We start from the raw sequence: 12,269 nt of genomic DNA, 5'->3' as shown, positions 1-12,269 counted from the left end.
GCGCGCCGCGCTGGGAGCGCGGCGGCAAGGATGCGGCGAGGTGCACGGCAAGGTGCGTGAGCGGCAGATGCATGACGGACGACGGAATTGAAAGTTTTATGAAAGAAAATGGCATGCTAACACGGTCTCGTTGACCGTGGGCGACGCGGACTAGAGCGGCGTCTTGTCACGCATTGGCGTGCGCGAAAGCCGTCGGGCCGTGCGTGCTGGCGCTCCGTTTCAACAAGCGTTGCGCGCAAGCAGCGCGCCCGCGCATAAAGCATGCTCGCTGCGTCCGCAACGAGGTGCCTTGTTGCATAATGCGTGGCGCCCGGATCGGGCGTTTTGTGGTGTCTCTCATGTCCTTCGTGCCCTCATTCCCGGGTACATCTCGCACTTTCTTTTTCGCCGCTTCCATCATGCCGTTGCGCCTCATTCGTCCCGTCTCACGTCCGGCGGGATGTCCGCGGTTCGCCCTCAATCCCACCGCGGTGCAATGACGATGCCTCCCCGTTTGCCTTCCCGCCGGACCGGCGGCGCCCTTGCCCAAGGGCTGCTGCAGGCGCTGATCCAGGCAGGCGCCCAGTGCTGGCGCCTCGCGCGCAGCGTGCGGCTGCCGCAGTCGCGCAGCGGCCGTGTCGCGCTATCGCTCGCGGTCGTCTACTTCGTCTGGGGCTCGACCTATCTGGGCGTGCACGTGGCGCTGGGCTCCTTTCCGCCGCTGCTGCTCTCGGGCCTGCGCAATCTGCTCGCAGGCATCGGACTGTTCGTGTTCGCGGTGCGCCGGCGTCCCGTCATGCCGACCTGGACGCAGGTGCGCAACGCGGGCGTCGTCGGCACGATGCTGGTGGGGCTGTCGAGCGGCATGCTGGCCTACGGCATGCGCACGGTCGGCACGGGTACGGCGGCGGTCATGGTCGCGACCGTGCCGCTATTCGCCACGCTTATTGCCGCCGCGGCCGGGCGGCGCGTCGCCAAAGGCGAGTGGGCGGCGGTGGCGCTCGGGCTCGTCGGCATCGCGATTCTCAGCCATGGCGGCGGCGCGAGCGGATCGGCGGGCGGCAGCCTTGCGATTCTCGGCGGCGCGCTGTTCTGGGCGATCGGCGCGCATCTCGCGGGCCGGCTCGAATTGCCCGCCGATCTCTTCATCGCGACGGCGCTGCAGATCGGTCTCGGTGGGGCGATCTCGACGCTGGTGGCATGGATCACGGGCGAGCGCATGGGCACGCTGCAGTTCCTGCCCTTCGTCGCGTTCGTCTATTTGATGCTGATCGGCACGATGGCCGCGTATGTGGCCTATGGCTATCTGATTCGCCACACGAGCCCGATCGTGGCGAGTAGCTGCATGTACGTGAATCCGGTGGTCGCGGTGGGGCTGGGCGCGCTGACACTCGGCGAGCCGATTACGCTCGGCACGGTCATCGCGACCGTGCTGATTCTCGGCAGCGTCGGGCTCTCGTTCATCTTCGACGACAGACGGCGCGCGTCCTGATCTGGATGGATCATTCGCAGCCCGAAGCGTTTTTGAGCCTGTATTCACGCGCTAAATGAACAGTCGTGGCGCCGGCACACGGGCCGGCGCCACGATCGCCGCGCCGCTTACTTGGCCTGCTCGGCGCTGTTCGTGATGGCGTGGCCACCCGAGGACAGGTCCTGGCCCGCGCCGGCAACGGTATTGCAGGCGGCCAGCGCCGCAACCGAGGCGGTGACGAGAAGCAAGGCAATCAGGCGTTTCATGAGGGGTTTCTCCGCACAGTGAGGGAAACCTTCGCCAGCACGTCCCGTGCCCGGTGGTGCAGCGCAGGCGCTCAGGACGTTTGCGTGCTCGCGCCTGGCTGCGCGCGCGTGGCGTAGTGGATCCATGCCGCGAGCGCGCTGAAGCCGAGGCCGGCCATGCACACACCCGTCCAGCCGAACGCATGCCAGGTGGCCGCGCCCACTGCCGAGCCCGTTGCGCCGCCAATGAAGTAGCAGACCATGAACACGGTGTTCACGCGGCTGCGCGCCTCGGGGCGCAGCGCGTAGATGCGCGACTGGTTCGAGATCTGCGCGGCCTGCACGCCCACGTCGAGCACGATCACGCCGATCACGAGGCCGATCAGGCTCGTGCCCGAGAACGCGAAGATCACGAACGCGACGGCGATGAGCGCGATCGACAGCGTGATGACGGCGCGCGGGCCGCGCTTGTCGGCGGACCGGCCCGCCCATGGCGCCGCAAGCGCGCCCGCGGCGCCGACGATGCCGAACAGGCCCGCGACCTGCGGGCCCAGATGGAACGGCTCGCCCGCGAGCAGCAGCGTGAGCACGGGCCAGAACAGGCTGAACGCCGCGAAGAGGCACGCGCCGATCGCCGAGGCCTCGCGCAGGCCGCGCAATTCGACCGTGAGATGCCAGAGCGTGGCCAGCAGCTTGCCGTAGCTGAGCGTCGAGGTCGGCTGGCTCTTCGGCAGCTTCTTCACGACCACTACGGCGAGCGCGAGCAGCGCCACGATCGACGCGCCGAATACCGTGCGCCAGCCGAAATACTGGCCGACGAAGCCGGCCGCCGTGCGCGCGAGCAGGATGCCGAGCAGCAGGCCGCTCATCACGGTGCCCACGGCGTGGCCGCGCGCCTCGGGCGGCGCGAGCTCGGCCGAGAACGGCACGGCTTGCTGCGCGATGGTGGCGAGCACGCCGATGGCGAGGCTCGCGCCGATCAGCACCGGCAGCGTGGGCGCGGTGGCGGCGGCGAGCAGCGCGAGGCACAGCAGCGCCGTTTGCACGAGGATGATGCGGCGCCGGTCGAAGCGGTCGCCTAGCGGCGCGAGCAGGAGCATGCCCAGCGCGTAGCCGAGCTGCGTCGAGGCGGGCACGGCGCCGATCCATGCGGCGCCGGCGGGGAAGGTCTGGCGGAAGTCGTCGAGGAGCGGCTGGTTGTAGTAGATGTTCGCGACCGCGACGCCCGCGATGGTCGCGAGCAGAAGCAGCAGGCCGCGCAACGACTGGCGTTCGCCAGCGGATGCGGAATCGGGTGTGGACATGTGCGCAGTGCGGGCGGCGCCCGGCGGTACGGGTACTGAGAAGGCAGACCGGGCTCGCGTCGACCATGCGTCGCTCGCGAGCCCGGGCGTGCCGATCATACCGGAGCGGGTGCGATCGTGCTGGCCATGCCCCGGTCCGCGTTCGGCCGATGCGCCAGCCGATCATCAGGCAATCATCGGGCGATCATCAGCCGATGCATCAGCCGATCAACGCGCCCGACGGTTCGTGGAACGGATAGGGGCCGTCTGCCGCGTCCACATACGCGTGATGGGTGACGATGCCGCGCTTCGCGTCGTAGCGATGCAGCGCGAACGCGGGCGGCTCGAGCGTGAAGGTGGAGCGCGCGTCGGGCGCGAGATCGAGCGTGACCTGGTGCGCGGGCGCGGGCACGGCGCTCGCGATCGTGCCGCCGAAGCGCACGAACATCGGCCGGTGCACGTGGCCGCACAGCACGCGCTCCACGTTCGGGTGCCGGGCGATCAGCGCTTCGAGCGCATGCGCGGCGGCATCGTCGAGACGGATCGCATCCATATGGCCGATGCCGCAATCGAACGGCGGATGATGGAGCGCGACGATCGTCGGCTTGCCGCGCGCCGCATCGAGCTGCTGCGCGAGCCATTCGAGGCGCGCGGCGCACAGCGTGCCCGCGCTTTGTCCAGGCTCCGTCGAGTCGAGCGCGATCAGGCGCAGCGGGGCGAGATCGACAGCGTATTGCACGAATGGCAAGCGCGGGTCGCCCGCACGGAGTTCGGCGCGCTCGGGGAACGCCTCGCGCAGCGCCTCGCGGCCATCGTGATTGCCGACGAGGAGCCAGTACGGTATCTCCAGTTTCGCGAACAAGGTCTTCAGATGCCGGTATTCGTCGGCGTTGCCGGCATCGACGAGATCGCCAGTCACGAGCACGGCGTCGGGGCGCGGCGCGAGCGCGTTCAGGCTCGCGATGGTGCGCGCGAGGCTCGCGGCCGTGTCGACGCGACGGTAGGCGAGCGCGCCCGGTGGCTTGATGTGCAGATCGCTGATTTGGGCGAGCAACATGAGTGGCCTCGGTTGGCAGGACTCGGTTGGCAGAAATTACGCGAGCGCGATGAGCGCATCGGGGGCGATGGCAAGGCCCACCGGCGTGCCGCGCGCGAGCTCGATGCGTCCCGCGACGTCGACGAAAAGCGCATCGGGCGCGGCGCCGCCGATGGTGAGCCGCGTGCGCTCGCCGAGAAACGTCGATTGCTCGATCGCGCCGCGCAGCGCTGCGCTTGAGGGATCTGCCAGCGTGGCGTCCTCGGGGCGGAAGTAGAGCTCGTTCGCGCCCGCAGCCTGCGGGGTGCTCGCGCACACCGCGCCGCCCTGCGTGCGCAGCATGCCGTCGCTCCATTGTCCTGCGATGCGGTTGAGCGTGCCGACGAATTGCGCGACCGCGCGGCTCGCGGGCCGGTAGTAGATTTCGCGCGGCGTGCCGATCTGCTCGATGCGTCCGGCGCTCATGACGACGATGCGCTCGCCGAGTTCCATCGCCTCGGCCTGATCGTGCGTGACGTAGACGGTCGTCACGCCGAGTTCGCGCAGCAGCGCGTTCATTTCGCCGCGCAGCGCGTCACGCAGGCGCGCGTCGAGCGCCGTGAGCGGCTCGTCGAGCAGCAGCACGCGCGGACGCGGCGCGAGCGCCCGGGCGAGCGCGACGCGCTGGCGCTGGCCGCCCGAGAGCTGGGCGATGGGTTTGTCCGCATGCGCTTCGAGGCGCATCATCGCGAGCAGCTCGTCCACGCGTTCGCGCGCGGCGGCAGCGCTCACGCGCTGGATTCGCAGCCCGTAGCCGATATTGCTACGCACGTTGAGGTTCGGAAAGAGCGCGTAGTTCTGGAACACCATGCCGACCTTGCGGCGCTCGATGGGCAGCGCAGTCACGTCGTCGTCGCCGAACTGCACGCGTCCGCCCGCGTCGGGCGTTTCGAGGCCCGCGATCAGGCGCAATGTCGTGGTCTTGCCGCAGCCCGAAGGGCCGAGCAGCACGAGCGTCTCGCCCGCGCCGATCGCGAGGTCGAGCGGCTCCAGCACGCGTGCGCCGCGAAACGTCTTCGCGCAGCCCGTGAGCGTGATCGGAATCGAATCGAGCTTCATTGGGAATCCTGATGAAGTGGTGTGCCCGCGTTGCGCTTGTGACGCGCGTTGGCGCCGGATGTGTCCACGCCGGGCGTCGCCACGCCCAACCACTGCATGGCCACGAGCAGCGGCATCGTCATGATGAAAAAGAGAATCGTGTACGCGCTGCCCACTTCGATGCGCAACGACGCGTAGGTATCGGCGAGGCCAACAGGGAGCGTTTTGGTATCGGGCGTATGCAGCATCCACGTGAGGTTGAATTCGCCGATCGACAGCGTGAGCACCGCGAGCGCGCCCGCGACGATGCCGGGCCGCGCGTTCGGCAGCACGATCGTGAAGAAGCGCTGCACGAAGTTCGCACCGAGACTCGCGGCGCCTTCCTCGAGCGTGCGCAAGTCGGACGACGCACAGACGGCGGCCACGGGACGCACCATGAACGGCAGCGTGAACACGACGTGACCGACTACGATGAACGCAGCGCTCATGCGGAACGCCGAAAAGCCGCCATAGACGACGAGCAGCGCGAGCGCCGAGGCGAGACCGGGCAGCGCGACCGGCATCACGAGCAGTTCCTCGATCATGCGCGACACGCGCGTGCGGCTGCGCGCGAGCGCATAGCCCGCGGGTACGCCGGTCACGAGCGTGATCGCGAGTGTCGCGGCGGCGACTTCGAGCGAGAGGAACGCCGACGCGTGATATTGCGTCCAGACTTCGCCGAGCCAACGCAGCGTGAGGCCGCTCGCGATCCCGCGAAAGTAGTTGACGGTGAGGCCCGCAATGATCGACATGACGACCGGCACGACGAGGAACGCGCAGGTGGCGAGCGTAACGAGCCATTGCGCAGCGGCGATCCACGCGCGAGCGGACGGCAGCGCGAAGCGCCGATGCGATGCAGGCGGCGTGGCGCGCGCCTTTGCGTTTGCGTCTGCGCACGGCTCGACGTGAGTGGAGCGGCGATCTTCGTCGCGCTCGCGGGAGGGCAGGGTGCTCATGCCGTGGCCGCCACCGAGGCGCCGGTCAGGCTGCGCGCGAGCGTGAGCACGCCCCAGGTCACGATGCCGAGCACGATCGAGAGCCCGGCTGCCGTCACCATGTTCGCGTTGAGCGTGAACTCGGTATAGATCGTCATGGGTAGCACGTCGATGTCGGTGGCGAGCGTGAACGCCGTGCCGAAGGCGCCCATCGCGGTCGCAAAGCACACGGCGCCCGCGGCGATCAGGCCCGGCGCGAGCGCGGGCAGCACCACGTCGCGCGTCACGCGCCACGGCGATGCACCGAGCGAGCGCGCCGCCTCTTCGAGCGAGGCGTCGAGCTTGCTCGCGCAGGCCATGACGGTGACGATCACGCGCGGAATCGAAAAATACAGATAGCCCGCGAAGAGGCCTGCCATCGAATAGGCGAAGACCCAGCGCTCGCCCGTGAAGCGCAGCGCGAGCGCGCCAATCAGGCCCTGGCGTCCCGCGAGCATGATGACCATGAAGCCGACCACCACGCCGGGAAACGCGAGCGGAAACGTCAGCAGCGCGACGAGCGCGCGCCGGCCCGCAAACTCGCGGCGCGCGAGCAGCAGCCCGCAGATCGTCGAGATCGCCAGCGTGGCGAGCGTGACCGCGGCCGAGAGCAGCACGGTCTGAAACAGACTCGTCATGTAGCGGCTATTGGTCAGGAGTGCTCCGTATGTGGCGATGAGATGACCGTCGGCGCTGATCTGGACGAGGGCTGCCATCGGCAGCAGCCAGAACGCGAGGAACACCGCGAGCGCGGGCGCCACGAGCGCCACGCGCCAGCGCAGGGGAAAAGTGAGGTCGTGCATGACGTGCGGGAAACCGTGGGGTTGACGATCGGAAACGCCGTGCGCGCTCAGTGCATGATCTGCAAATAGCGCTCGCCGAACGCCTGCTGCTGCGCCGCCATCTTCGCGAAGTCGACGGGCTTGGCGCGCGCGTAATCGCTCGCGGGCAGGAATTTCGCGGCCGCCTCCGGCGACATCGCACTCGCACGCACGGGCCGCAGATACGCGTTGGCCCAGAGCTTCTGGCCTGCGTCGGAGAGCACGAAATCGAGCACCTTCTTGCCGTTCTGCTCGTGCGGCGCGTTCTTCACGAGGCTCATTACATAGGGAACCGAAATAGTGCCTTCACGCGGAATCACGAACTCGACGTTCGCATGGTCCTTGTATTTCGCGCGATAAGCGTCGAAGTCGTAGTCGAGCAGAATGGGAATCTCGCCCGAGAGCACGCGGGCATAGGCGGTCTGCTTCGGCACGATCGGCTGGTTGGCCTTGAGCTTGCTGAACCACGTGAGGGCGGGCTGGAAGTCATCGAGCGTGCCGCCGAGTGCGAGATTCACGGCCACGGCGCCCGCGTAGCCCACGAATGCGCTGGACGGGTCGAGGTAGCCGATCATGCCTTTGTACTCGGGCTTGAGCAGGTCGGCCCACGAGCGCGGCACGGGCTTGCCTTCGAGTGCGTCCTTGTTCACGAAGAAACCCAGCGTGCCTGAATGGATCGCGAACCAGTAGCCTTGCGGGTCCTTCATGTTCGCGGGAATGTCGTCCCAGTGGGCGGGCTTGTATGGCGCGATCACGCCCTTGTCCTTCGCCTGGAACGCCGAGGAAACGCCCAGATAGACCACATCGGCGACCGGGCTCTTCTGCTCGGCCATCAACTGGGCGATGGCCTGGCCCGAGTTCTTGTTGTCGAACGGCACGCGAATGCCGGTCGCGCGCTGGATCGCCTGAATCTGGCGTGCGTCGGGCCGGCCATGAAACGCTGGCCTGGCGCCCCGGAAAGTGGCGCGCTCGCAATGGCTGCAATCGTGCCGCCCTCGCGCAGCGTGTGCGGCAGCGCGAGGCCGAGCGATGCGCCCGCGTATTCGCCGCCGATGCGCGCCATGAGCCGCTGCCAGGCGGCGCGCCCGATCTCGCCGTTCGGCGTGCCGATGCTCGCGAGCGGCGGCGCCAGCAGCTCGCCCACGGCGAGACCGTCGAAGCCGAGAATCGACATGTCGTGCGGCACGCGCAGACGCGCGCGGCGCAGGCCGCGCATCACCACCATCGCGAGCAGATCGTTGCTGCAAAAGAGGGCCGTGGGCCGCGCCGGGCCCGTGCTCAGGTGCGCGAGCACCGAAGGCGCGAGCGCCTCGGCATTGAAGTCGACTTCGAGCGCGGGCGCCGGCGTGAGCCCGGCCTGCTCCATTGCTTGGACGTAGCCCGCGTGACGCTGGCGGGCGCGGTCCGATGCGGCCAGCGTGCCGGCGAGCATGAGAATGCGCCGATGCCCATGGGCGATCAGCATGCGCACGCCATCGAAGGCGGCCTGGCGATTGTCGACCGAGACCGACGGGCGGCGCTTCGTGTCGTTGTGCATGAGCACGTAGAGCGGACCGTCGGCGTCGAGTTCGTCGAGCAGCGGATGCGTGTCCGCATCGGCGACGGTCAGGATCAGGCCTTCGACCAGTTGCGTGCGCAACGTTTCGATGGCATGGCGCTCGCGCTGGGCGTCGTATTGCGTCGTCATCAGCATGAGCCGGAAACCCTGTGCCGATGCGAGCTCGTCGATGCCTTGCAGGCACTCCGCGAACACCGGATTGGCGAGCGTGGGCAGCACCACGCCGATCAGGCGCGTGCGTTCGCCGCGCAGTTGGCGGCCGATCTGGCTCGGACGGAACTTGAGTGCGTCGATGGCCTCACGCACCTTGGCGAGCGTGACGGGATTGACCGTATGCGGCGCATTGATCGCGCGCGAAACGGTGGCAATCGAAAAACCGGCGTGTGCGGCGACATCCTTGATGGTTGACGTCATGCTGGCGGCCCGAGCGATGTAAACGTTTTCGACGGGCCGATTATGAGAAGGGCATATGACCGCCCGATGACGCGGAGCGCTTGGGAGGGCGCGCGGGGCAGTGGTAGAATCGCGTCCGCTTTGCCGGCGTGATGAAATTGGTAAACATAGCGGACTTAAAACCAGATTGAGTGCCCAGCCGGAAACGGCCGGTGCAGAACCCCTCAAATTCGGCGAAACCCCTGGACTTTGCGATGCGCGAGCGCGCATTGCACCGAGGCAACGCCGAGCCAAGCCGGCTGGCGCTTTCTTGCGCCGGCCCGGAAGGTGTAGAGACTAGACGGGGGGCGCCTAAGGCTTTGGCGCGGCTTGACCGCTCCGGATCGCTAGGGCGAAGGCATAGTCCAGCGCACGAACACCCGCAAGACCCGCGGGCGGCGTCGAAAGACGTAGTGTGACGAAAATCCGCCGCCTCACGGCTTACCGGTTCAAGTCCGGTCGCCGGCACCAGATGTTGTTCCAGCGAATTCCGCTGGATTCCGGAAAACCCGCGATAGCTTAAGGCTTCGCGGGTTTTTCTTTTCCGTCGTGGTCCGACGGAGATTATGGGTGGCTGGGGGTATGCGGAGCGTTTCACGCGTGCAGACGCGCGCAGCAATCGGGATAGGCCAGGGGGAAGAGAGACAAACCGGCGAGTTCATGGAGCCTGGTCGCGCGTGAACAGGCGCGTGGCGGCGCAAAGCGTCAGCCGGGCGGCCACGCGCTCGACGGAATCTCCGCCGGGCCGCGGCGGGCGTGCAGTCAGCGGCTGCCGATCTGGCCGGTGCGCGGGTTGACGAGCCGCGCAAAACCGAACAATGCCGCAATCGCCAAAGGCGACACGATGTAGAAGGCTGTGAGCATGATACAAGACGTAACAAAATGTTTCGTCAGTGTATCTGCAGGATGCGAATTGAATATCAGGGAGAACGACAACAAACCATTGCTGATATGTAAGGTTTGCGTCCGAAAAGCGCTGGGTAAAGCGGCGAAACGCTTGAGGGGCGGGGCTGGACGGCGTATCGGAGGCCGTCTCAGATACAGTCGAAGATTACCTCTACAGTTTGCGTGGTGACGCCGCGCAGGCCTTCGCTGTGGACTTCGACGGCGTGCATCTCCTTATGCTGCTTGCGGCAATAGGCTTGTGCTTCCTTGAAGCCGGCGCTGCGCACACGGTTCCACGAGACAATGTCCCAGCGCGCCCGGCTGGTTACCGCAAGATGCCCATCCTGTCTCGAATTCACGCCGGTGACCGACGTGCATGCCGTCAACATGCCAAGGCCAAGCAACAGGATGCTGCCTTTCATAAATTCCCTCCTGATCGCGCACCATTGTCGCCGCCAACACAGGCATTGGCAACTCGGAGGAAACGTTAGTTAACATAGATTGTGAATCGGAACGTGGGCTCAATAACGCGTGTTCTTGAGGGCGAGCGAAGGCGTTATGAGGGGCGTACGTGGAAGCACAGCCCATAAGGGCGTGCACTGCGTTGTGCACGCGGTCCCAAACCAGGGACCTCTAACGAGCATACGCAGATACGCTTTGCGCGGGCGCTAACAAGCTCGCAGACGACGTGCGCAGCGCTATTCGCGACGTCCGGTCATGTCACAAAACGTGGCAAGCCCATATGCCCGTCGCAGGGCGTGACTAGCCGCGCCGGCCTTTTCAGATCGCCCCGCACGGGAGGCGCCCGGGATGGTTCAGAGAATTCAGTCGTGCGCGACGATATCGCCAACCTGCGCTTGCCCGGAAACGAGGCACGACGAGAGGAAGTTCTCCCCCTGGCTGCGTGCCCCCATGTCGGTGAAGCCGCGCGCCAGTGCGCCGAGCCGGACGAGTTCGGAGCCCTTCGCGCAGGTGACCGAGCCGCTCTCGTGCGCCTGTACACGCGTCAGCACCCGGTTCCCCAGGAGGAGTGCGAGGACGATGACAACGCCAACATTGAATGCTTGTCTCATGATTTCGTCTCCTTGTGCAAGCAGACTATCTCAGCCTTTCGGCCTACGAATCCAGGAGTTTCCCGGCGATGCAGTGCAACACATGCGGCGCGCGAAAACCCCTTGAAATGCAGGGTGAGTAATACTTCGGCGTCCTTGCGTTGCGACCTGCGACCCGTCGAGCCTTGTATGACGCGGCTGTGCGCGCGGGTATGTTGCTGCGGCATCCCAAATAAGCGGACGTTGCGATGCAACAATGGCGCGTCGCGTCACGCACGACGTCAGCTAATGAATTTAGCGTTGAGCGAATTAAATCCTGCGTGGCACATCGACACGGCCATATTTCGGCTCATTTAATGTTTGATATCCATCATATTTTTCGGCCGGTCGTGCAATTTTCCAGTCAGCATTTTCTGGCGATTTTTATTCCGGCACTGTTTTATTGAGAGCGAATGCGGCGGTCGTAAATCGGGAACGGCGAACTGCATGGATGACCGCCAATCTTGAAATACATCGGCCGATGCTGCACTATCGATTGTCCGTTCCCCTTTTTCTTCGTACGAGGTGAAGCAATGCAGTTGATTGGCATGATGGATTCCCCGTATGTGCGCCGTGTCGCGATTTCGCTGCATGTACTCGGGATGCCGTTCGAGCATCGCAGCGTGTCGGTGTTCCGGCATTACGACGAGTTCGCGCAGATCAACCCAGTCGTGAAGGCGCCGACCTTCATCGATGACGACGGCACGCTGCTGATCGATTCCACGCTGATCCTCGACTACCTCGACCGCAAGGTGCCGGCGGCACGGCGTTTGATGCCCGAGGAATCGCAGGAGCGCACCTACGCGCTGCGCGTGAACGGATTTGCGCTCGCGGCCATGGAGAAGACGGTGCAGCAGGTATACGAACGCCAGTTGCGGCCCGAGGAGCGTCAGCACGAGCCGTGGTTCGAGCGTGTCAATGTGCAGATGCACGCCGCGTACGCGGTGCTCGACAAGCTGTTGAACGGCCGCGCGGGCTGGCTGTGCGCGGGGCGGATCACGCAGGCCGACATCACGGCTGCCGTGGCCTGGCGCTTTACGCAGCACATCTTGCCGGGCGTCGTGGATCCTGCGCGCTATCCGGCGCTCGCCGCGCACTCCCTGCGCGCTGAAGCCTTGCCTGAGTTCGTGGCGACGCCGCTCGAATGAGCCATGGGCCCGCGCGTGCGGGTCCGCGGGTCGCTCATTCCCGCTGCTGTTTTCTGCTTCGCTGTTTTCCCCGCGGTTAGCGCGGCGGCCTGCGCTGCTGCCTCGCCCGATTGTTCGCGGATAGCGACAAGTGACTTCGCGTTCGGGCCATTTATCGGCAGACGCTACATTCCTAGAATGACTCTCATTGGAATACCGCTGCGTCACGACGACGCGGCGGCTCAAGCGGG

Annotated in this window: 12 protein-coding genes and 1 pseudogene; 2 read left to right on the top strand and 11 right to left on the bottom strand. The window is 66.2% G+C overall.

Annotated features, from left to right (window positions below; all coding sequences use genetic code 11):
* The first annotated feature begins 475 nt into the window (after positions 1–475).
* A complete protein-coding gene (locus U5775_RS11825; protein WP_322058316.1) occupies positions 476–1,471 on the top strand; it encodes an EamA family transporter in 996 nt (331 codons plus the stop codon).
* Positions 1,472–1,578: 107 nt separating this feature from the next.
* On the opposite strand, the gene U5775_RS11820 is transcribed toward U5775_RS11825, so the two are convergent.
* From U5775_RS11820 to U5775_RS11770, 11 genes and pseudogenes are all read right to left on the bottom strand, one after another.
* Complete coding sequence (locus tag U5775_RS11820) at positions 1,579–1,716, bottom strand: entericidin A/B family lipoprotein (RefSeq protein ID WP_322058315.1); 138 nt, start codon at positions 1,714–1,716, stop codon at positions 1,579–1,581.
* Between the two features lie 71 nt (positions 1,717–1,787).
* Positions 1,788–2,999, bottom strand: coding sequence for an MFS transporter (locus U5775_RS11815; RefSeq protein ID WP_322058314.1), 1,212 nt, complete (start codon positions 2,997–2,999; stop codon positions 1,788–1,790).
* 199 nt (positions 3,000–3,198) lie between these two features.
* Complete coding sequence (locus U5775_RS11810) at positions 3,199–4,035, bottom strand: phosphodiesterase (protein ID WP_322058313.1); 837 nt, start codon at positions 4,033–4,035, stop codon at positions 3,199–3,201.
* Positions 4,036–4,071: 36 nt separating this feature from the next.
* Positions 4,072–5,112, bottom strand: coding sequence for an ABC transporter ATP-binding protein (locus U5775_RS11805; RefSeq protein ID WP_322058312.1), 1,041 nt, complete (start codon positions 5,110–5,112; stop codon positions 4,072–4,074).
* Positions 5,109–6,086, bottom strand: a complete 978-nt coding sequence (locus U5775_RS11800) for an ABC transporter permease (protein ID WP_322058311.1) — start codon at positions 6,084–6,086, stop codon at positions 5,109–5,111. Before U5775_RS11800 ends, U5775_RS11805 begins: the two co-directional genes overlap by 4 nt.
* Positions 6,083–6,907, bottom strand: coding sequence for an ABC transporter permease (locus U5775_RS11795; protein ID WP_322058310.1), 825 nt, complete (start codon positions 6,905–6,907; stop codon positions 6,083–6,085). The genes U5775_RS11800 and U5775_RS11795 overlap by 4 nt, the downstream gene beginning before the upstream one ends.
* Positions 6,908–6,954: 47 nt before the next feature.
* Positions 6,955–7,845 (bottom strand): annotated as a pseudogene (locus U5775_RS11790) (ABC transporter substrate-binding protein); the annotation flags it as partial.
* Positions 7,758–8,897, bottom strand: a complete 1,140-nt coding sequence (locus U5775_RS11785) for a substrate-binding domain-containing protein (RefSeq protein WP_322058309.1) — start codon at positions 8,895–8,897, stop codon at positions 7,758–7,760. The pseudogene U5775_RS11790 and the gene U5775_RS11785, both read right to left, overlap by 88 nt.
* A gap of 780 nt (positions 8,898–9,677) precedes the next feature.
* Entirely contained in the window at positions 9,678–9,851 is a 174-nt protein-coding gene (locus tag U5775_RS11780) for a hypothetical protein (RefSeq protein WP_322058308.1), read from the bottom strand.
* A gap of 98 nt (positions 9,852–9,949) precedes the next feature.
* A complete protein-coding gene (locus tag U5775_RS11775) occupies positions 9,950–10,222 on the bottom strand; it encodes a hypothetical protein (RefSeq protein ID WP_322058307.1) in 273 nt (90 codons plus the stop codon).
* A gap of 402 nt (positions 10,223–10,624) precedes the next feature.
* The gene (locus tag U5775_RS11770) at positions 10,625–10,873 is read right to left on the bottom strand and encodes a hypothetical protein (protein WP_322058306.1); all 249 of its coding nucleotides are present in this window, start codon (positions 10,871–10,873) and stop codon (positions 10,625–10,627) included.
* 551 nt (positions 10,874–11,424) lie between these two features.
* Between U5775_RS11770 and U5775_RS11765 the strand changes: the two genes are divergently transcribed.
* Positions 11,425–12,039: a glutathione S-transferase gene (locus U5775_RS11765; protein ID WP_322058305.1), complete on the top strand. Its 615-nt coding sequence runs from the start codon at positions 11,425–11,427 to the stop codon at positions 12,037–12,039.
* The last annotated feature ends 230 nt before the right edge of the window (positions 12,040–12,269 follow it).

This window comes from Paraburkholderia sp. J63, assembly GCF_905220245.1.
Taxonomy (GTDB): Bacteria; Pseudomonadota; Gammaproteobacteria; order Burkholderiales; family Burkholderiaceae; genus Paraburkholderia.
This window is presented reverse-complemented; position numbering and strand designations above follow the sequence as displayed.